The sequence below is a fragment of the Enterobacter sp. MGH 4 genome (genome assembly GCF_000534735.1).
In the GTDB taxonomy this organism is placed as follows: domain Bacteria; phylum Pseudomonadota; class Gammaproteobacteria; order Enterobacterales; family Enterobacteriaceae; genus Enterobacter; species Enterobacter intestinihominis.
The window spans coordinates 221,701-242,356 of record NZ_KI973297.1; the positions used below are offsets into that span (position 1 = coordinate 221,701).

Here is a 20,656-nt window from a genome sequence, read left to right on the forward strand (position 1 = left end):
CCTATAATCATTTGCAATGTCTCCGGAGGATCGTCATGCCCGCCTTAACCACCGCGCGTCTCACCTGCTTGCCGCTGCAAGAGCAAGACTGGCCCTTTTTTCTGTCGCTACAGCAAAATCCTGACGTGATGCGTTTTGTCGCCCATGAGCGTAGCGAGGCTGACATTCGGGAGGCCTTTGTGTCTCGTCTGTTGCCGTGGGCACCGGGCAGCTCGCACTGGCTCTGCCTTGTGGTGCGTGAGACGGCCAGCCAGACGCCGCTGGGCGTAACCGGCTATGTGCACCGGGAAGCAGATTGTGCCGAAGTCGGTTTTCTCTTTGCGCCCTCTGCGCAGGGGAAAGGTTACGGCTTTGAATCTCTGCGGGCGGTGTGTGATTTCGCGCTGACCCAGGGCAATATCCGTCGGCTCACCGCGACCGTGACGGCGGGAAATATCGCCTCAAGGCGACTGCTGGAAAAAACAGGTTTTCAGCTGGAAGGTGAGTTGCGCGAGAGTTATTTCCTTTCAGGGCAATGGCATAACGACTGGCTATTCGGTTTACTGAAAAAGGAATATCCGTTCAGTAAAACCTGATCAACGGCCATTTGGCGGATATTCCCCGGGCTGTTTTCCCTTTATAGTTCCGCCATAAAGAGGAAACGCTTATGACGGGTTATGCAATGCAGATATCTTCTGCTGCAATCGCATTAATTAAAAAACAGCAGGGTCTTTCCCTGGAGAAATACCGTGACGAAAAGGGAATATGGGTTATAGGTTACGGTCACGTGATTCGCCAGTGGGAAAAATTTAACGGCCTCATCACGCCGACTGAGGCGGAGAATTTGCTTTTCAATGATATTCATTTATGTGAGTCGCTGCTGCGGGAAATGAACAAACGCCCATTAACCCAACAGCAGCATGATGCACTGGTATTAACGCTCTTCAGTTTTGGGGAAGATTCCCCTCTGCCAGAGAAGATCCTTCAGGCCGTCGCCCGGGTATAGTACATCGCGGCCTGCGTCCGGTTTTTGACATCAAGACGACGGAAAAGCGTCTCAAGATGGGCTTTTACCGTTGCCGCACTGATATTGAGATTACGACCTATCTCTTTATTTGACTCTCCGGCCGCCAGTAATTTCAATACCTCACGCTGGCGCTCACTTAACAATGACAGCTCATCATGAGAGGAGTGCTGGTTCATCCACTCGCCGGGAAAACAGACCATCCCTCGCGATACAGAATCCAGCACGGCGGAAAAGCGTTCGGGATTCGCATTACGAGGGATTATTGCTACCACGTTGCGCTGTAGCATTTGCTCAACCCAGCGAGGCTCTTTTTTCGTTAACACCAGCACCACGCGCGCTGTTGGAAAACGATTCATAATCTCTTCCGGTAAAGCCACACCGTTATCATGAATTAAATACCCATCTATCATGACGATAGCGGAAGGTGACGCGGATAAGTGTGCCCATAATTCATCAGTCTGACGAGTTCCTGTCAAATCTATTTCCGGAATTAATTTCTGCAAACTGCACTTCGCTCCATGAATAAATAATGACTGCCTGTCAAACATGATTACTCGCATCGTATTACTCCTCTGAGAATAGCGAAGGGGGATTCTACAGAGGCATTTTTTAAGAAAAAACTCAATGAATGGAGAGGTTACAATTCACCCAGCTCTCTTTATATCTTTCATCATTTAGACACACCTGCTTTAAGGATTTCCTTAAGAGGGTTCCCTCCCCCTTAAGTCTGAACATTACAGGAACATACCGCCTGAAACCTCAATACGTTGCGCATTCATCCAGCCCAGTTTGTCACTGAGCAACGCCGCAATGGCGTCACCGATATCATCGGGCAGGCCCACCCGTCCCAGCGCCGTCTGCGAGGCCAGCAGCTGGTTAAGCTCCGCATTATCCCTTACGCGTCCGCCTCCAAAGTCGGTTTCAATCGCGCCAGGCGCGATGATATTGACGGAAATTCCGCGCACGCCAAGCTCTTTTGCCTGATAGCGGGTCAGCACTTCCATCGCCCCTTTCATTGCCGCGTAAGTCCCTGAACCTGGCTGAGTAAAACGGGCCAGTCCGCTTGAGACATTCAGGATCCGTCCTCCGTCTTTTATGAGCGGTAGCAGCTGTTGTGTGAGGAAAAACGGACCTTTGAAGTGAATATTCACCGCATCATCAAACTGCGCTTCTGTCGTCTCGGTATAGGGTGCGTATAACCCTGTACCTGCGTTGTTCACTAAATAGTCAAAGGTGTCACGTTGCCAGACGTGTGTAAGGGTTTCCTTCACCTGTTGAGCGAAGCGCGCAAAACTTGCCGTATCGCCGACGTTAAGCTGCAATGCTGCCGATTTTCTACCTTTTCCCTCAATTTCGCGTACAACTTCCTGCGCCTCCTGCTGACTGCTGTTCCAGGTCAGGATGATATCTGTCCCTTCCGCAGCAAGCTTCAAAACCGCATTTTTACCCAGGCCGCGGCTACCGCCCGTCACTAATGCAATACGTTCACGCATAATTCACCTCGTTTCGACTGCGATGAAGATTGAGAATGAGCTTATTAGATGGTAGAAAATCAATAAATAGTGCCGCCAACGCTTCACTGTTTCATTTCAAACAACAATGACCCATATCTATGGATAAAATATACGCAATGCAGCTTTTCCTTCGCGTCGCGGAACTGGAGAGTTTTACCCGCGCGGCGGAGACGTTAAGCCTGCCGAAGGGGAGTGTCTCGCGGCAGATCCAGGCGCTGGAGAACGCGCTTGGCACTCAACTGCTGCACCGCACTACCCGCCGCGTCAGCCTGACGCAGGACGGCATGGTTTATTACGAACGCGCCAAAGATCTGCTGATGAATCTGGACGAACTGGACGGCATGTTTCTGCACGACCCTTCCACCATCAGCGGTCGGCTACGTGTGGATATGCCCGTTGCCATTGCACGAAATGTCGTCATTCCGAAACTGCCTGCATTTTTACAACAGTTTCCCGGCATTGAGCTTGAGCTGAGCAGCAGCGATCGTCTGGTCGATGTCATCCGCGAAGGATTTGACTGCGTGGTTCGCGTGGGAAACTTGAAGGACTCCGGGCTTATCGCCCGCCCGCTTGGGAAGCTTTCAGTGATTAACTGCGCCAGCCCGGATTATCTCACGCGATTCGGCTACCCTGAGACGCTGGATGATTTGGGCTCACACGCCCTCATTCATTACTCCGCCACGCTGGGCACCCGTCCTCTGGGTTTTGAGTATTTCAACGGCAGCGCGACCCAGTGGATAAAAACGGGAGGCGTTTTGACGGTTAACAGCACGGAAACCTACCAGGCCGCCTGTATCGCCGGGCTTGGCATTATTCAGGTCCCGCGCGTCGGGGTGCGTGATGCCCTGCGCACGAAAAAACTCGTTGAGATCCTGCCGCAATATCGGGCTGAACCAATGCCCGTCTCCCTCATTTATCCCCACCGCCGTAACCTCTCCCGTCGGGTGCATGTGTTTATGGAGTGGCTTACCGAACTCACAAAAAGTTACGTGGACTAGTCGCAAGCTATAATTCAGTAACATCCAGCTCAACGAAAAGGAAAATGCGCGTGACGCCGGAAAATAACCCGCAACGACCGACTCAACATTTAGATTATGAACCCATCAAAAAGATGGATAACGAGCCTGAAGCGCCGAAGGAGCCTGGAACGACCAGCAAAGCGCTGGGCACCGTGACCGGCATAGCCGAAAAAATTCAGCAGATACCCGCGATTGCTCACCTGATCCGCGCCGCTGAGCGCTTCAACGACCGCATGGGAAATCAGTTTGGCGCGGCGATCACCTACTTCTCTTTCCTGTCGATGATCCCCATCCTGATGGTGTCGTTTGCTGCCGCCGGTTTTGTTCTGGCGTCTCACCCGACGCTGTTGCAGGACATCTTCAATAAGATCCTGACCAACGTCAGCGACCAGACGCTCGCCACGACGCTCAAAAGCACCATCAATACCGCCGTGCAGCAGCGTACCACCGTGGTTATCGTCGGGTTGCTGATTGCGCTCTATTCCGGGGTTAACTGGATGGGCAACCTGCGTGAGGCCATTCGCGCCCAGTCGCGTGACGTCTGGGAGCGTACGCCGCAGGATCAGGAGAAGATATGGGTGAAGTATTTGCGCGACTTTATCTCGCTGATTGGTCTGCTGGTGGCGCTGGTCATCACGCTCTCTATCACCTCGGTCGCCGGTTCTGCGCAGCAGATGATTATCTCCGCGCTGTATCTGGACTACATTGAATGGCTGAAACCGGCCTGGCGCGGTATAGGGCTTGCTATCTCCATCTTTGCTAACTACCTGCTGTTCTTCTGGATCTTCTGGCGTTTGCCCCGCCATCGGCCGCGCAAGAAGGCGCTGATCCGTGGGACGTTGATTGCCGCCATTGGCTTTGAGGTGATCAAAATTGTGATGACCTATACGCTGCCATCGCTGGTGAAGTCCCCCTCCGGCGCGGCCTTTGGTTCGGTGCTGGGGCTGATGGCCTTCTTCTATTTCTTCGCACGCCTGACGCTGTTCTGTGCCGCGTGGATCGCCACCGCAGAGTATAAAGACGACCCGCGCATGCCGGGAAAAACCCACCACTGATGTCCCGTCGGGCTGATATTTCAGCCCGATTCATCATTTCAGCATATAAATCCAGACCGTAACTTTTATTTAACTCAAAACCAGTTTTAATGACTGATATTTAAAATGTGTGAAGCATTTCATGGAAGTGTTTTCGCTGGCCTGAAAATTATCCGCTTTTTGTTGCTTTTATGACCATGTCACGCCTTTGTTACAGATTGAAATGTCGCTTTTGCTGTGCCTAATATGGCCCTTCGTTCGTCCAAAAATAAGAAAATATTATGCAAGCAACAGCCACCACACTTAACGAAGGGGCGGAACACGTTCCGGTCAACTCCCGCAATAAAGTCGTCGTCGCATCGCTGATTGGCACCGCCATTGAGTTCTTCGACTTTTATATTTACGCCACCGCTGCGGTCATTGTCTTTCCGCATATTTTCTTCCCACAGGGCGACCCGACGGCAGCCACGCTACAGTCTTTAGCTACCTTTGCTATCGCCTTCGTTGCGCGTCCTATAGGTTCAGCGGTCTTTGGCCACTTTGGCGATCGCGTCGGTCGTAAAGTGACGCTGGTTGCCTCGCTGCTGACGATGGGGATCTCCACCGTCGCCATCGGCCTGCTGCCGACCTATGAAACTATCGGCATTCTGGCGCCTGTGCTGCTGGCGCTGGCGCGCTTTGGTCAGGGCCTGGGGCTGGGCGGGGAATGGGGCGGCGCGGCGCTGCTGGCGACCGAGAACGCCCCGGCGCGTAAGCGTGCCCTGTATGGCTCTTTCCCACAGCTGGGCGCGCCGATTGGCTTCTTCTTCGCGAACGGCACCTTCCTGCTCCTCTCCTGGCTGCTGACCGATGAACAGTTCATGAGCTGGGGCTGGCGTATTCCGTTCGTCTTCTCTGCCGTGCTGGTGCTGATTGGCCTGTACGTGCGCGTGTCGCTGCACGAGACGCCGGTCTTCGCTAAAGTCGCCGCGGCGAAAAAGCAGGTTAAAGTTCCGCTGGGGACGCTGCTGACCAAACACCTCCGCGTGACCGTGCTGGGTACGTTCATCATGCTGGCGACCTACACGCTGTTCTATATCATGACCGTGTACTCCATGACCTACAGTACCGCCGCCGTACCGGTCGGACTGGGCCTGCCGCGTAACGAAGTGCTGTGGATGCTGATGATGGCGGTTATTGGATTTGGCGTGATGGTGCCCATCGCGGGCCTGCTGGCGGATAAATTTGGCCGTCGTTCAAGCATGATCGTCATCACCTCGCTGATCATCCTGTTCGCACTGTTTGTCTTCCCGCCGCTGCTGGGTTCAGGTAGCCCTACGCTGGTGATGGCGTATCTGCTGATTGGTCTGAGCCTGATGGGGCTGACCTTTGGCCCAATGGGCGCGCTGCTGCCGGAGCTGTTCCCGACTGAAGTGCGTTATACCGGCGCGTCGTTCTCCTATAACGTTTCGTCTATTCTGGGCGCCTCGGTGGCCCCGTATATCGCCACGTGGCTTCAGGCGAACTATGGTCTGTTCTATGTGGGTGTCTATCTGGCGGCCATGGCAGCGTTGACGCTGATTGCGCTGCTGCTGACGCACGAAACTAAGCATCAGACTCTGTAAGCGAATGCCGGGTGGCGGCTACGCCTTACCCGGCCTACGATTCACATGTAGGCCGGGTAAGCGCAGCGTCACCCGGCAAGAACAGGCCACACCTTACTTCTTCATCTGCGACAAAATCGTCCGACACTGATTCGCTTCGCCTTCTGACGGCGAAATCAACGCCAGCAGCGCCGCCGCAGGGGTGACCAGCGTGGCGAGGGCGGCGGCAACCGCACCGCGCGCAATCAGCGGCCCGGCCTTCACGCCCGCCTGCGGATCTTTGAAGGTCCCGCGAACGTAGAGCGGCGAGCGCAGGGTGATGATGCGAATGCCTTTACTTTCCGGATCGATGGTTAAATCCAGCTGCTCGGACGCCATGCTGGCGGTACCGGTGATGTTGATAACCGCGTTTTCCGTGTCGAATGCGAAAATCTGCGGACGCGCCACACCGTTGACCAGGTCCACGTTTGCCGCCGCGCAGTTCACGCGCACTTCATCGTCTCCGAAGATTTGTCCGACGATGAAGTTACCGACGTTCAGCCCCAGGATTTCCATCAGGTTACGGCTCACCAGCCCGTCGTTCATTAGCAGCTTCAGGTTGCCGTTTCCGCTGCCTAACAGCGCGGCCACAGAGTTACCCGTGCCGCGAATGTCCGCATCGCCGTTCATCTCACCGAGGGTTTTCTGCATCAACTCCACGTCCGGCATCAGCTCTTTCAGCTTCAGACGACGCGCCTGGATCTCCGCCCTTCCCTGCATCGGCTTTTTATCCCCCTCCAGGTGGATATTCGAGGAAATGGTTCCCCCGGCCATGCCAAACTTCAGCGGTTGCAGGCGCAGATCGGCGTTTTTCAGGATGATATGGGTCGAGAGGTTGCTCAACGGCAGCGTGCTGCCATGCTCAATTTTACGTCCTTTGAAGCGCACGTCCGCATCCATTACGTCCCACTTGTCGGTTTCGAAGCGGTCATAGGGCAGCACTTTACCCGCAGGCTGAGCGTCCTTTTTGACCTCTTTTGACTTCGTGCCTTTACCCGAATCTACGCCAATCAGCGGACCAAGATCGGCCAGACGCAGCTGGCGGGATTCAACGTCCCCCTCCAGTTTCGGGCGCGGTTTTCCGGTGGTGTAGGTCAGCGTGCCGTGTATATCGCTATCGCCGATGCGGCCGTTGAACCCCCGGTAGTCAAAGACGGACGATTTTTCAGCGTCGATTTTTGCGACCAGCCGCCCGTCCGTTTCAAACGGCGGGGTATCCGGCAGCAGCACGCCGGTGAGATCGTACAGTTCACCCAGCGAATCCCCGGCAAACTTAAGCTGGAGGTCGACGCCGCCCATGTTCATCGGGTCGTTAACCATGCCCACGAACGCCACGCGGGTATTGCCCGAGCGGAAGTCCGCCTGCACCGGGAACGGCGTGCCCTCACTCCTGAGCGCCAGCATGCCGCCGATTTTGCCTTTACCGGTCAGCGGCTGGCCGTTGTAGCGCCCTTTCGCTGTCAGGCCGAAGACGTAATCGCCAGCTTTGCTGTCATCGCCTTTGGCTTTGCTGCCCGTCACTTCGCTAAACGGCAGCGGCTTGCCCAGCGGATCGACGAGGATCTCCACGTCAGCCTTACTTACTTTATCGTCAATGGCGATCCGCCCCCGATCGAACAGAATATTGTCGAGGCGGAAAGACCACGAAGAGGGCTGCGCATTCGGATCTTTATCGCCGCTGCTGGCGAGATCGAACGTCCAGTTGTTGGTTTTCTCCGACAGGCGAATCAGCCGCGCGTCGGGCTGCTGAAGTTTGATCCACGGTAGATACACCGTTTTGGTTAACAGGGCTAACGGCGCCAGCGTGGCTTCCACGCGCGGCAGGTGGATCATGGTCACTTCGGGGATGTCCGGCGGGTTGCCAAGAATGATGTCGTCAGCGTGAACGTGCGGCCAGGGCACCCAGCTTCGCCAGCCGGTTTCCTCTTTCTGACGCTCCCACACGACCCCCAAATCGCCACGTATTGCGAAGGGGCGGTTTAGCTCGGTCGAGACTTTCTGGTTGATGGTCGGTTTGAGGCGGTTCCAGTCAAACGTGGCGATAATGATGATTAAGACCACGATCAGCAACAAGAAAATCCCTGCTGTCCAGGAAATCACCCTGGTTGTTTTTGTCATTGTTGTCCCCTTTCCTGATGAACTTGCCTTTAAAACTATAGTTCAGACAAAGGGAAGCGGGCAGATCAGAGGGTGGTTATCACCTTTTCCAGGGTATCCATGGGGACAGGACGAGAGAGGAAATAACCCTGTGCCGCCGCTGCCGGAGAATTTTGCACGTCGCGCCACTCTTCCAGCGTCTCTACGCCTTCCACAATGACGCCCTGGCAATAGCGGTTCATCAGTTGCAGGAGCATCGTAAACAGGTTCCGTCCTTCCGGTGTCTGGCGCAGCATGATAAACAGATCGCGGGCCACTTTGATGTAGTCATAACGCACTTCGCTCAGGGCGGAGAAGTTGGCCATACCAGTACCGAAATCATCCAGCCACAGCGGGCCAAACTCACACATCGAGGCAAATGAGGAGTCCTGCGGCAGCTGAACATGTTCCACCAGCTCGAAGCGCATCCACGGCAGGGTGGCAATCATCGCCTGCAGCGTCGCATTCTGACGTAACGCCATCAGGGTTGGGCCATCCACGTTCACCGAAGCCAGAATACCGTGCTGCTCGAAGAACGCCTGCTTCGTCGCCAGCATTCTCAACTGCTCTTCCAGCACGTCGATGCGCTGACGCACGGCAACCTCCGCAAAATAGCGGTCCGGCGCGATACGCTGCGAAGGGTTCGATGGATGAGTGACGACCGTTAACACCTCAATTGCCATTAACCGACCGTCAGTACGGTAGATAGGCTGATAGGTATACGCTCGCTCACATTGCAGCCAGTAGCGATGCTCCTGCAAGTTCTCAATACTTGCCTCAGGCGTAGTGCTCAGCCGCTGGATAACCTGCTCTGACTTCATTTCGGATGTCCTGTTGTATGGGATAGCCTTTCTGGACTCGTCACTGAGTTATCGGCCCGCCAGGTGAGAACTTTATGTTCAATTCAGCGGGAAAATGAAATTAAGATGACAGAAATATGCCGGAACACGCGCTGGCTCAAAAAAAATAATGGAACGTCGTTTTAATATAGTTGACCGTAAAAAACACACAGCGCACACTACTCTTAATTACTCTGTTCAGGTTCACGACTATGTCTAAGAAAATTGCCGTGATTGGCGAATGCATGATTGAGCTGTCCCAGAAAGGCGCGGAAGTCAGCCGCGGTTTTGGCGGCGATACATTGAACACCTCCGTTTACATTGCCCGTCAGGTCGCCCCCGACGCGCTGAGCGTGAGCTACGTTACCGCGCTGGGAACGGACAGCTTCAGCCAGCAGATGCTTGAGGCCTGGCAGGGTGAAAACGTTGAAACTTCGCTGATCCAGCGAATGGAAAACCGTCTGCCGGGTTTGTACTACATCGAAACCGACAGTACCGGCGAGCGCACCTTCTATTACTGGCGTAATGAAGCGGCTGCCAAATTCTGGCTGGAAAGCGATGCCGCCGCTGCGATTTGCGAAGAGCTGGCCACCTTCGATTACCTCTACCTGAGCGGGATCAGCCTGGCGATCCTGAGCCAGCAGAGCCGTGAAAAGCTGCTGTCACTGCTGCGCGAATGCCGTGCCAACGGCGGTAAGGTGATTTTCGATAACAACTACCGTCCGCGCCTCTGGGCCAGCCGTGAAGAGACGCAGCAGGTGTATCAGCAGATGCTGGAATGCACCGATATCGCCTTCCTGACGCTGGACGATGAAGATGCCCTGTGGGGTGAAAAGCCGGTTGATGAGGTCATCGCTCGGACGCAGGCCGCTGGGGTCAGCGAAGTGGTGATTAAGCGCGGGGCGGAGTCTTGCCTGGTGGCGGTGGCGGGTGAAGCCGTGACAGAGGTGCCGGCGGTGAAGCTGGCGAAAGAGAAAGTGATCGATACCACTGCGGCGGGCGATTCTTTCAGCGCGGGGTATCTGGCGGTACGTTTGACGGGAGGTACGCCAGAAGCGGCAGCGCAGCGCGGACACTTGACGGCCAGCACGGTGATTCAGTATCGCGGAGCGATTATTCCGCGCGAGGCGATGCCTGCTTAAGGAATGGGCGGGCTGATGCCCTCACCCTAACCCTCTCCCACAGGGCTGAGGGTTCCCCACAAATTAATGCGAGCACTGAGCAATCCCCTCGCCCCTCCGGGGAGAGGGTAGGGTGAGGGGAACATACGGCGGTGGTGGTCATTCCGTTCACTTTATGTTCCTTGCTACTCTGTAACGACATGACCGGTGAACGTGCCAGGGTGGCTCAGTCGCCACCACCCTGGCGACCCGGGCTCCCGGCGGTAAATCGCCGCTTCGCGGTGCCCTCGGCTTATTCCTTCCGGCTTATCGGGTACGGGCGGAGGCAACGTCCCTGTAAAGCCGCCCTCTCGGCGCATCCCTGCGCCTCGCCCCGGCCGGAAGGCAAACGCCTCAGCGATTTACAGCCGGACCAGGGCATCGCTGACAGCCCTCAGTCATTTAGAAAGCAACTTTATTGCTTCTGCATAAAATCCCTCAGCCCACAGGGAGAGGGAACGCAGGGCCTTACTGGCCCTGCGGAATATCGCTCGCATCCTGGTGCAAATCATCGGCCGCCGCCTGTACTGGCTGCGACGGCGTCGCCATGATGGCGTTCCAGGTGGCCTTTAACTCTTTCATGTCATATTCCGGCTCACCTTTCGGCTGCAACAGAATTAACGCCATATCCTGAGACAGCTGCTGCCGCAGATCCTGATTCAGCATCTCCACGGTCAGACCGTTCAGGAAATCCTGACGCAATTTCTGATACTGCTCCGGCGCGATATCCACGACCTGATTCTGTAAGGAGCGAATGCGCTGGCTAATTAAGATATCGGTATCGGCGCGGGCATAGGTGGCAAACAGTTTCTGCAATTCGAGGGATTTCTGCGCCACCAGCGCGTTAAATTCCTCTTCAGACAGGCCCTCTTTACGCACTTTAGCCAGCTCTTTCGCCACCACGCCGAGATTGGCATTCAGCTTATCACCCGGCGATTCGACGTTAATGGCGCACTGGGCGCGCTGGAACAGCACGCGGCAGTCAAAGCCCAGACCAATGTCTTTCACGTTGTTCTTGCTGAGCGTCTGCTGAACATGCCAGAACAGCGCTTCACGCGCCAGGTCCGCACGCCAGTAACGCAACAGCGCCGAGGACTCGCGGATCGGCTGCCAGGCGGTATCCCACATCATCGAAAGACGATCCTGACGCACGGTATCCGTCATGATACTGACCGTCTCAGGACGCAGCGGGGACAAAGTAGGAACAGGGGCGGGCGTTTCACGCTTCCCTTTTAGATCGCCAAAGGCTTTGTTGATCTGCTCTATCACCGCACGGCTGTCCACGTTGCCCACTACAATGAGGGTCATGGCATCCGGGGTGTACCACTGCTGGTAGAAAGATTTCACCTGCTCTGGATCCACCGGCTGTTTCAGCGGTTCTGCCGGGTCGTGGCCAAGCAGCGTGGACCCTTTCAGGCGGTAGCGCCACCAGCCTTCTTTGGTATCCGTCGGCCAGGTCGCCACCATGTCGCTGTTGCTCAACGCATAGTTTACGGTCTCAGGCGTAATCGCCAGTTTGCCGGTGGCATCGGAAAGATAGGTCAGCGCTTCTTTAAGCAGATCGTTACGGTTGTTGGGCAGGCTCAGATTAAACATGGTGTAGTCATAGGAGACCACAGCCGGGGGCAGCGGACGTTTAGGATCGATGGCCTGTTGCCATAAAGAACGCACCTGAACCGCCTGCAAACTGCCGCTCTGGGTGAGCGCCAGTCGAGGAATAAAATGGCTTAAGCCGGTCTGCTGGGTGCTTTCAGTGAGGGAGCCGGTATTCACAGCCAGACGAATTTCAATGCGATCGCTCGGACGTTGCGGAGTGGATAACACCTGCCACTGGAATCCGTTCGCCAGTGTTCCCTGTTGCCAGGCCGGGTCTGGCTGGAGCGCATCTGCCTGCACATAACTGGCTGCTGCCATCATCAGCAAACCGCCGGTTAAGAGTCGAATTTTTGTGCCCTGCATGTGAACCCCTGATCAACATTCCTGGTTAAAGAGAGTGTCTCGCGACGTGAGCACTCAAAGATGACGATGAAAACCTTCCGATTAGACAGCGTGTTCGGCTAAACGTCACGGGCGGAAGCGAAATATACCCAAAAAAATTTTGTCGAAATATGACAGGTATGAGCGGTTATTATGCGCAGGTGCCCGCATCCCCACAAGGGAATACGGGCATTTATGAGGGATTAAGAGGATAAACCGGGGGTTTTGTCCTCAGATGTGCGATTATTCAGCGTATCGTTAAGTTTCTTGTGATCCAGCTCTTTTACCCACTTCGCCACCACAACCGTCGCCACACCATTACCAATCAGGTTGGTTAACGCGCGGGCTTCAGACATAAAGCGGTCGATACCGAGGATCAGGGCCAAACCCGCCACCGGCAGATGGCCAACCGCTGAGATAGTGGCCGCCAACACGATAAATCCGCTACCCGTTACGCCCGCCGCCCCTTTCGAGGAGAGCAGGAGGACGACCAGCAGCGTAATCTGATGGAAGATATCCATGTGGCTGTTGGTGGCCTGAGCAATAAAGACCGCCGCCATCGTCAGGTAAATCGAGGTGCCGTCCAGGTTAAAGGAGTAGCCCGTAGGAATAACCAGCCCCACCACTGACTTACGGCAGCCCAGCTTTTCCATTTTATCGAGCATACGCGGCAGCGCGGACTCAGAAGAGGATGTGCCGAGGACAATCAGCAGCTCTTCACGAATGTAACGGATAAATTTGAAGATGCTGAAGCCGGTCGCACGAGCGATAGAGCCGAGCACCACCACCACAAACAGAATACAGGTGATGTAGAAGCAGATAATCAGCTGGCCAAGCTGTACCAGCGTGCCGACGCCGTATTTCCCGATGGTGAAGGCCATCGCGCCAAAGGCACCAATCGGGGCCAGACGCATAATCATGTTGATGATGCCGAAGATAACCTGCGAGAAGCTTTCAATGACGTTAAAAATCAGCTGACCTTTGCTGCCAAGACGGTGCAGGGCAAAGCCAAACAGCACGGCAAACAGCAGTACCTGGAGGATATTTCCGCTGGCGAACGCGCCAATCACGCTGCTCGGGATCACGTCCAGCAGGAAGGCAACAATCCCCTGATCTTTCGCCTGTTCAGCGTAAACCGCCACCGCTTTCGCATCCAGCGTGGCCGGGTCAACGTTCATGCCCGCGCCAGGTTGTACCACGTTGACAATAATCAGGCCGATAATCAGCGCGATGGTACTGACAATCTCGAAGTACAGCAGGGCAACCGCCCCCGTACGCCCGACCGCCTTCATGCTTTCCATGCCAGCGATACCGGTCACCACGGTACAGAAGATGACCGGCGCGATGATCATTTTGATGAGCTTAACGAACGCGTCGCCAAGCGGTTTCATTTGCGCGCCCAGCTCCGGGTAGTAGTGACCGAGCAAAATACCGATGGCGATGGCTGTCAGGACCTGGAAGTAAAGACTTTTGAAGAGTGAGGTTTTCATAGGGTGTCCCTGGAAAGAATAACTACAGGCTTTGTAAGGTTATGGTTAACCTGCGGCTTTAAAATAACACCCACATAACAGGACAGAAATAAACGGGGTTCAAATTTGAAACACAAATGTTAAGAACTTTGAGCTGGCTCGCACAAGCCAGCAACAAAATTACACTTTTGCGTTATTGCCAGCGTCGGCGAGATAGCGTCGCTCAAAGGTATCCGTCGGCACGGCGCGGCCAAACAGGAAGCCCTGACCGCTCTCCACACCCGCCGCAGCCAGCCACTCGCGCTGGGCTTCGGCCTCAATACCTTCGGCAGTCACGTGCAGGTTCAGGCTGTGCGCCATCTGGATAATGGCCTGCACCAGGCTGCAATCCTCCGGCAGCCCTTTCACAAAGGTTTTGTCGATTTTCAGGACGTCCACCGGCAGGGTTTTCATGTGCTGGAGCTGACGCAGGCCGGAATACCCCATACCAAAATCGTCCAGCGCAATGCGGATCCCGGCATTACGCAGCGGTTTCAGAATGGCGACAGCGTCGTCAGGATTGTCAATACAACGGCTCTCGGTGACTTCCAGGATCAACGTGTGGGGCTGGATGCGGTAGCGATGGAGCAACTCGAGCATATCCGGCACCATAGTCGGGTGCATCAGCTGTAGCGCAGAAAGATTCACCGACAGCGGCAGCGTGATGCCCCGTTGTTGCCAGGCCGCAAGCTGGCGGCACGACTCTTCCAGCACCCAGTATCCGACGGTGACCATCAGGCCGCAGGACTCGATACGTTCGATCATCCCCTCAGGCAGCTCCCACGTGCCGTCCGGCTGCTGCATGCGCAGCAACGCTTCGGCGCTGGTCACTTCACCCGTGCGCAAATCCACCTGCGGCTGTAGCCAGAGCGCAAACTGGCGATTGTCCATCGCCGTCAGAATGTCGCTCTCTTCCGTCAGGCGCTGCTGGGCTTTTTCCATTTGCTCCGGATCAAAGAACTGGATCTGGTTTTTGCCTTTTCGGCGCGCGGTAAACGCTGCTGAGAAAGCCCGACGGTATAACTGCTCGGCGGTCAGACCACCGTAGTACATTGCGATACCAATGCTGGCACTTGGGCGTAGCTGGATACCCTGAATGGGTAGCCGCTCATTTATGACAGTGAGTACTTGCTGACCTAACGTAATAGCGTGCCACGGCTCTTTTACACCGTGCGCAATCACCACCAGGTCATAGCCGCTGACCTGGGTAAGTACCATGCGCGGCGCCAGCACAGATTTGATTTTTTCCACCAGCGTCAGTAATAGCATCTCGCGCTGGCTCTCTTTCAGCACGCCCGTCGTGTCCTGCAAGGTCTCGCAGGCAATCACCATCAGCGCGGTGGTCTGCTGGCGAGCGACGGTCTGCTCCAGCAGGGCCATTAAAAACGCTTTGTTTGGCAGGTCGGAAACCGGGAAACGGGTGGCGTTATTACTGACCTCTTCCTGCTGACGCAGGACACGCTGCTGGTTGATATTGTAACTGCGGACCAGCATGCCGATTTCATCGTCGTGATGCAGACGCGGCAAGGGAAGCTGATGCCCCATATGCTCCTGCGGAGAGAGGTCATTCAGCTCCCGGGCTATGCGGCGCAACGGATGCACAATTAACCGGTTGATGCACCACGTCAGCGCCACGCTCAACATTAAGGTCAAAAGTAAGTAAGTAGTCACTAACGTAGCAACCCAACTCATGACGAATTTATACATGCGGTACGAGTCCGCCTGTAGTACCAGATAGGCCAGCGGCTGCGGGTTAGCCGGTCTTTCCAGGGAATAGAGAGGCAGGGAAATCTGCACCGGCAGTTCAAACAGGCGCATCACCATCATCGGGACGGGACGCTCCGGGATAAAGCTCATCCGCAGCGCCTGGAACTGGTTCGGCAGCACGACGTCGGCGCGGCTCACGATACCGGCGGGCTGAATGCGCTTCAGGATGGATTCCGCCTCGGGGATATCCCCTTTCAGGATCGAGGCCGACAGGGGTTCCCGCACCGAGCGGGCAATACTTTCCAGTTGCGAAGCCGTGTTATAGCGATTCTGCTGTACGGAATGAAACAGCAAAATGACGCAGAAGATGAAGACAAACAGCATTGTGACGGCAGACACCATCGCCATCTGTTTGATCGTTAAGGAACGGCTGACACGCAAAATGACTCTCCACAAAACTCGAAGCGCAGGGCGCACCAGGGCGTAAACCTGGTGCGCCCGAGTATACCCGATAGCTGCACTTTTAAGAGAGACTTACAATTAGATTAAGCAAAAATCCGATCACCAGTCTGCATAAGGCACCAGCGGTTCCGGCGGTAAGTCCATATCACCCTGCCAGCCTGCGGCAGAATACCGAACATAGAGCAGCGCATGGCTCGGGGTATAGTCTTTCGCTTCCTGAATATCGACGCCCAGACCGACAAACCAGTTGGACGTCACACGGCGTTCAACAATCGCCCTTGCGGTATAACCCGTCCCTGACGAGCTACTTCCGGTTCCCATCACACCTTTATCGGTATAACGGCCTGGCTCATTGTCCGGGATCAGCCCCTGCAACGGATAACGCATCACATCCTTTGTTTTTGAATGGGACCATGAGACGGAACCGCCCAGCTCCCATGACCAGTTCTCTGTGCGTTTACGCCAGTTCACCGGTAAGGCGAACGACACATACTCCTGGGGACTGTAGTAACCGCCCTGGCCCAGCGAATAGCCACTTAAATCCTTATCGTAATGCCAGAGCATGTTGGACACACCGACCGTCAGACGCTCGTTGTTCTGATTGATAAGCTTGTAGTAATAGCCGGTCATCCAGCGGACCCGCCAGTTATCTTCGACATTCTTCCCGGTGAGGCTGTCGGCACTCAGGCTTGACCAGATCCCGTTAGCTTCGCCTTTGTCGTAGCTCATGCTCACGCCGCCACCGGTAGCACGCACGCCGCCCCAGGTGGTGTCGGTATTAGGATCTTTTTGCCCGGCGAAGGCCAGCACAGAGCTGGAAATCGGACGACGATGGGCGTTCAGGGTGTAGCCAATCGGCCCCAAGTCGTTGCTGTAGCTCAGGCTGCCCACCACATCGACCACGTCGAAGCCCATCGGCGTTGTACCGATGTCCCACGCCCAGGTGTTGTTCTGCCAGCCGACGGCCACGCTGGCGCCGTTGGCCGACTGGTTCGTGCTGCCGTGACATGGCGTTTCGGCGCAGGTACCCCATGTCGGATCGTAGGTTCCGTTATTGGTGTCAAAGGAACCGGCGTTCATATTGACCAGATCGCTACGGAAGAACATGCGGCCATCCGATAGCGGCGCATCCACCTGGAGCATAGTGGTGTGCGCTTTCAGGTCGGAATAGCCCCCCGTGCCGCTGGATCCCCAGTAGTCGTGTTGCAGCGTGACGTTCAGATCCTGCTGACGATAAAGATCGCCTGCATCGCTGCGCACGCCGCGCTTCAGCCAGTCATCTTTCTCATCGTTACGCGTAAGACGCGTAAAGCTGTCGTTATCGGTCGGACGGGTCGTCGTGATGCCCGATGAGACCATCGCATCTTTCCAGGTTTCCAGCGCCTGCTGAGGCTGGCCGTTTTGCGCCTGGAAACGGGCGGCATCACGCATCACCAGCGCGCTTTCCATAGAAGGCGGCTGCGATTTTGCCTGAGGAACAATGGCGTTGAAGGTCTTTTCTGCCGCGGCAGGATCACCCAGACCGGCCTGCGCCATGGCGATCCGGCGCTGCATATTGAGGGAGAGCGGTTCGCCGTTTTGTGCCGCGGGCAGTTTCGCCAGCTCAGCGCGAGCGGCGTCCCTGTTGCCCTGAGCAAGATTGACTTCGGTCAGGCCGAGAATTGCGTCTTCGTTCTGCGGTTCCCGTTGCAGGACGGTGTTGTAGGCGGTTTTCGCGGCCTCATGATCGCCACGCTGTTCAGCCCAGTCCGCCAGCGTTAAGTCAATACGGGTGGACGGGGGCTGCTGGCGAAGCAGCGCTTCCGCCTCCTGCTCTTTTCCACCGTCGCGCAGGCGGTTGGCGTTTTCCAGCACCTGGTTACTTTGCAGGCGGTCCGCCAGCGCCTGGATGTTGCCGTTCCACTTGTCGCGCGGCAGCGTGTTCAGATGCGCCAGCGCGGCCCGGTCCCGATCGTTACCGGACAGGTACAGCCCGCTGGCGTAAACCTGATCCGGATCGCCCGGTTTCTGGCTTGCCAGCTGGCGCATCAGGTTATCTGCCTGGCTGCGCTGACCCGCGCTATACAGATCGCGTGATAGCCGGTAGGTGATCCACACGTCGCCCGGGGAAAGCGCAAGGCGTCGGCGCTGAATTTCTGCGGCCTGCGCATAGTTTCCCTGGCTTTCCAGCTGTTCAGCCTGAGCCGAGAGCTGCTCGTTCGTCAGGCTACGTTCAATATCATCAATGCTGCGGCGCTGGCTGGCAGAGAGCGACTGAATAAACTGCGTCGCCTTCTCCGGAGACTGCTCGCGATAAATATTGGCAAGACCGCGTACCGCGTTGCTGTTGCCGCTGTCCATCCGCAATGCCTGGCGATAATAGCGTTCAGCCGCGTCGTTATCTTTGCGCGCCGCCGCCGCGTCACCCAGCCCCAGGACCGCGTAGCTGTCCGTATTGTCAATGTTGCGCGCCTGCTGATAATAGCGTTCCGCCTGGGCTGTCTTGTTGGCTTTCAGGGCGTTGTCACCCTGCTGGATCAGCAGCCAGTATCGGTTAACCTTCAGCAGGCTGTCCCATTTGCCCCGGTTGTCGCTCTGCGGATCGAGGGCGATCGCCTTTTCAAACTGCGCAACCGCGCGGGCGCGATCGCCTTTCTGCGAATAGGCCTGCCCCAGCGCGCCTACGGCTTCACTGTCGGCGTGGTTGGCGCTGACTGCTTTCTGCAACTCCGTTACCGCTTTACTGCCCTGCCCGGCATCCACTGCGGCTAACCCTTCGGCTTTGGCGCGAAACGCCGGATCGGCGAGCTGTTTTTGCTGCGCTTCAAGCTGGGCGCGCGCCGCCGTCACGTTATCGCCATCGCTGAACACGCTCAGGTATTGTTGCAGCGCGGTAACGCTGGCGCTGCTGGCCGGCTGATCTTTGATCTGCTGGTACCACATGTCCGACGCCTGACTGCGGCCATTGTTCGATTTGGCCATCTCCTGTAACACCGCAAACCCTTCATCACGCCGTCCGCTCTGGAACAGAAGCTGCGCCAGCGAAGCCTGTAGCGGGGCGTTGCCCGGACTGCTGGCGTTGATTTTCTTCAGCTGATTAATGGCCAGATTGCGGCGGGCAGGCTCTTTCGCCACCACGTTCCAGTACTCCGTCGCGATGTCGCCGCTGGGCGGATTACCGTCAAACAGTTTGTCATACGCGGCAATAGCTTCCTGCGTGTGCCCGGTGGTGGCGAGCAGGCGAGCCTGCTGGAGGGCCTGGCGACCATCCGGCGTGGAGAGCAGCATGGTCGTACGGGAGGACTGGTACGCACTGGAATCGGGTGCCATTCCTTTCAGGCGATCCAGCTCTTTTTGCGCGCCCGCCGTATCCCCCTGTCGTAACAGGTAGCGGAAGCGAGCGGCAATTACGTCCGGGTTGTTGGGGTCGATCAGCTCAAGGCGATAGAGCGACTGGCGCACCAAATCCTCACGCTGGGTGGATTCCCCCAGACGAACCTGTTCCAGCAGCTGTCTCTGCTGCGGGGAGTTGGCGGCCTGGGCCAGGGGCATGAGCGCCAGGCCAAGCGATAAGGCGAGTAGATTTAGTGTGAACGTGCGCATTCCTGGCCCCAATCCGGTAGTAATTCACCTTGCGCGGTGAAACGAAAACGATGCTGATCCCACCCTTGTCCAAAGAGGGTCAGAACGTAGCTGTAATAAGCATTGTTATCGGGAAAACGATCGGCGACACGCTGGCGTTGCACCGCCTGCGCGTCCCGTTCTTGTAAAAATGGAAGCAGGGAGGCAGAAAACCCTACCGGCCCATCTCCGGTACGTTTTCCGGTCGCTACGTCCACTTTTTCCGGCGGTAAGCCTTGTTTGATTGTGGTGGTCGCCATGGGCTTGAAACGCGCCAGTAGCCGGGCTTTCTGCGGATCGTTATCGTTCATCATACCTACCCACAGATAGACGCGAATCGCATCGTAACTGCCGATCAGGGTCGTATCCTGCTTCAACTGCCAGCCGCCCTTTTTCTGGTATTTCACCCAGTTCGGGGAAAATCCTTTTGGCGCGGTCTCCAGCAGCAGACGCAGGTTGGTTTCACGGAGCGTTGTCCACGGTGCGCCGAAACGGGTGAAATAGCTCGCAAGCTGCGGCGGCAGGTAGCTGGGGTTGAAGCGCCAGACACTCTCTTCGGCAAAACCGACTTTACCCGGCAGCAGCATAGAACCCAGCCCCGGCACCTTCACCACTTCCTCACTGGCAATGCGCGTCAACAGCGCCTTACCCGTGCGCGTGTAATCGGGATTTTTCCACAGCCGCCCGGCTTCCAGCAGCGACCAGGCAATCCAGATATCGGCATCGGACGCGGAGTTAGGGTCGATAACCGCCCAGGTGTTGTCGTCCTTTTTCCCCCACAGCCACGCCGGGAGATGTTGGGCTAAATCCCCCTCGGCAAGGTTATCGCGCGTCCATGTCAGCAGCAGATCGAACGCCTTGCGATCGTTTGCTGCCAGGGCAAAGAACAGTCCATAGCTTTGCCCTTCGGAGGTGGTAATTTTGCGCGCGTCACTGGGATCAATGATGCGCCCACTTTCGCTCATATAATCCTGTTTGAACGTCTCCCAGGCAGGCCAGCGACAGGCGGCGTGAAGATTCGCCGCCGCCAGCATCAACGCTGCGACTACACACCCGCGAAAGATTTTCATCA

15 protein-coding genes are annotated in these 20,656 nt (G+C 56.2%); 6 read left to right on the forward strand and 9 right to left on the reverse strand.

Annotated elements, in window-relative coordinates:
* The first annotated feature begins 35 nt into the window (after positions 1–35).
* Complete coding sequence (locus L350_RS01850; RefSeq protein ID WP_022649713.1) at positions 36–575, forward strand: GNAT family N-acetyltransferase; 540 nt, start codon at positions 36–38, stop codon at positions 573–575.
* A 71-nt stretch (positions 576–646) separates the two neighbouring features.
* Positions 647–985 carry a lysozyme gene (locus L350_RS01845; protein ID WP_022649714.1) on the forward strand — a complete coding sequence of 113 codons (339 nt, stop codon included), beginning with the start codon at positions 647–649 and terminating at the stop codon, positions 983–985.
* On the opposite strand, the gene L350_RS01840 is transcribed toward L350_RS01845, so the two are convergent.
* A complete protein-coding gene (locus tag L350_RS01840; protein ID WP_022649715.1) occupies positions 964–1,566 on the reverse strand; it encodes a response regulator transcription factor in 603 nt (200 codons plus the stop codon). The genes L350_RS01845 and L350_RS01840 overlap by 22 nt on opposite strands.
* 174 nt (positions 1,567–1,740) lie before the next feature.
* Positions 1,741–2,499, reverse strand: a complete 759-nt coding sequence (locus tag L350_RS01835) for an SDR family NAD(P)-dependent oxidoreductase (protein ID WP_032626870.1) — start codon at positions 2,497–2,499, stop codon at positions 1,741–1,743.
* Between the two features lie 119 nt (positions 2,500–2,618).
* Here L350_RS01835 and L350_RS01830 point away from each other — a divergent pair, with 119 nt between their 5' ends.
* The 3 genes from L350_RS01830 (at position 2,619) to L350_RS01820 (ending at position 6,177) form a co-directional block, all read left to right on the forward strand.
* Complete coding sequence (locus L350_RS01830) at positions 2,619–3,518, forward strand: LysR family transcriptional regulator (protein ID WP_032621978.1); 900 nt, start codon at positions 2,619–2,621, stop codon at positions 3,516–3,518.
* A 50-nt stretch (positions 3,519–3,568) separates the two neighbouring features.
* Positions 3,569–4,594 (forward strand): inner membrane protein YhjD, encoded by a 1,026-nt coding sequence (gene yhjD, locus L350_RS01825; protein ID WP_032626898.1) that lies wholly within the window; start codon positions 3,569–3,571, stop codon positions 4,592–4,594.
* Between the two features lie 260 nt (positions 4,595–4,854).
* Positions 4,855–6,177: an MFS transporter gene (locus L350_RS01820; protein WP_032626872.1), complete on the forward strand. Its 1,323-nt coding sequence runs from the start codon at positions 4,855–4,857 to the stop codon at positions 6,175–6,177.
* A 93-nt stretch (positions 6,178–6,270) separates the two neighbouring features.
* Here the strand turns inward: L350_RS01820 and L350_RS01815 are convergent, their stop codons facing one another.
* Together L350_RS01815 and pdeH are read right to left on the reverse strand one after the other, a co-directional pair.
* Positions 6,271–8,313, reverse strand: a complete 2,043-nt coding sequence (locus L350_RS01815; RefSeq protein ID WP_032626874.1) for an AsmA family protein — start codon at positions 8,311–8,313, stop codon at positions 6,271–6,273.
* 65 nt (positions 8,314–8,378) lie between these two features.
* Positions 8,379–9,152, reverse strand: a complete 774-nt coding sequence (gene pdeH / locus L350_RS01810; RefSeq protein ID WP_032626876.1) for a cyclic-guanylate-specific phosphodiesterase — start codon at positions 9,150–9,152, stop codon at positions 8,379–8,381.
* 230 nt (positions 9,153–9,382) lie between these two features.
* On the opposite strand from pdeH, the gene L350_RS01805 reads away from it, so the two are divergent.
* Positions 9,383–10,312 (forward strand): 2-dehydro-3-deoxygluconokinase, encoded by a 930-nt coding sequence (locus L350_RS01805; protein WP_022649722.1) that lies wholly within the window; start codon positions 9,383–9,385, stop codon positions 10,310–10,312.
* A gap of 486 nt (positions 10,313–10,798) precedes the next feature.
* On the opposite strand, the gene L350_RS01800 is transcribed toward L350_RS01805, so the two are convergent.
* The 5 genes from L350_RS01800 to bcsZ all read right to left on the reverse strand — a co-directional run bounded on the left by L350_RS01800 (position 10,799) and on the right by bcsZ (position 20,654).
* A complete protein-coding gene (locus L350_RS01800; RefSeq protein WP_022649723.1) occupies positions 10,799–12,289 on the reverse strand; it encodes a M16 family metallopeptidase in 1,491 nt (496 codons plus the stop codon).
* Positions 12,290–12,510: 221 nt separating this feature from the next.
* Entirely contained in the window at positions 12,511–13,797 is a 1,287-nt protein-coding gene (dctA, locus tag L350_RS01795; RefSeq protein ID WP_022649724.1) for a C4-dicarboxylate transporter DctC, read from the reverse strand.
* Positions 13,798–13,956: 159 nt separating this feature from the next.
* Positions 13,957–15,963: a biofilm formation regulator HmsP gene (gene hmsP / locus L350_RS01790; RefSeq protein ID WP_032626878.1), complete on the reverse strand. Its 2,007-nt coding sequence runs from the start codon at positions 15,961–15,963 to the stop codon at positions 13,957–13,959.
* Between the two features lie 120 nt (positions 15,964–16,083).
* Positions 16,084–19,566, reverse strand: coding sequence for a cellulose synthase complex outer membrane protein BcsC (gene bcsC / locus L350_RS01785; protein WP_032626880.1), 3,483 nt, complete (start codon positions 19,564–19,566; stop codon positions 16,084–16,086).
* Positions 19,548–20,654 (reverse strand): cellulose synthase complex periplasmic endoglucanase BcsZ, encoded by a 1,107-nt coding sequence (bcsZ, locus tag L350_RS01780; protein WP_032626882.1) that lies wholly within the window; start codon positions 20,652–20,654, stop codon positions 19,548–19,550. The genes bcsC and bcsZ overlap by 19 nt, the downstream gene beginning before the upstream one ends.
* Positions 20,655–20,656: the final 2 nt, after the last annotated feature.

Bases quoted from the DNA above. Each gene is read 5' to 3' on its own strand.
- pdeH (WP_032626876.1), bottom strand. From the start codon at position 9,152: ATGAAGTCAGAGCAGGTTATCCAGCGGCTGAGCACTACGCCTGAGGCA.
- L350_RS01845 (WP_022649714.1), top strand. From the start codon at position 647: ATGACGGGTTATGCAATGCAGATATCTTCTGCTGCAATCGCATTAATT.
- bcsZ (WP_032626882.1), bottom strand. From the start codon at position 20,654: ATGAAAATCTTTCGCGGGTGTGTAGTCGCAGCGTTGATGCTGGCGGCG.
- L350_RS01840 (WP_022649715.1), bottom strand. From the start codon at position 1,566: ATGCGAGTAATCATGTTTGACAGGCAGTCATTATTTATTCATGGAGCG.
- bcsC (WP_032626880.1), bottom strand. From the start codon at position 19,566: ATGCGCACGTTCACACTAAATCTACTCGCCTTATCGCTTGGCCTGGCG.
- L350_RS01850 (WP_022649713.1), top strand. From the start codon at position 36: ATGCCCGCCTTAACCACCGCGCGTCTCACCTGCTTGCCGCTGCAAGAG.
- L350_RS01815 (WP_032626874.1), bottom strand. From the start codon at position 8,313: ATGACAAAAACAACCAGGGTGATTTCCTGGACAGCAGGGATTTTCTTG.
- L350_RS01805 (WP_022649722.1), top strand. From the start codon at position 9,383: ATGTCTAAGAAAATTGCCGTGATTGGCGAATGCATGATTGAGCTGTCC.
- L350_RS01800 (WP_022649723.1), bottom strand. From the start codon at position 12,289: ATGCAGGGCACAAAAATTCGACTCTTAACCGGCGGTTTGCTGATGATG.
- L350_RS01820 (WP_032626872.1), top strand. From the start codon at position 4,855: ATGCAAGCAACAGCCACCACACTTAACGAAGGGGCGGAACACGTTCCG.
- dctA (WP_022649724.1), bottom strand. From the start codon at position 13,797: ATGAAAACCTCACTCTTCAAAAGTCTTTACTTCCAGGTCCTGACAGCC.
- L350_RS01835 (WP_032626870.1), bottom strand. From the start codon at position 2,499: ATGCGTGAACGTATTGCATTAGTGACGGGCGGTAGCCGCGGCCTGGGT.
- L350_RS01830 (WP_032621978.1), top strand. From the start codon at position 2,619: ATGGATAAAATATACGCAATGCAGCTTTTCCTTCGCGTCGCGGAACTG.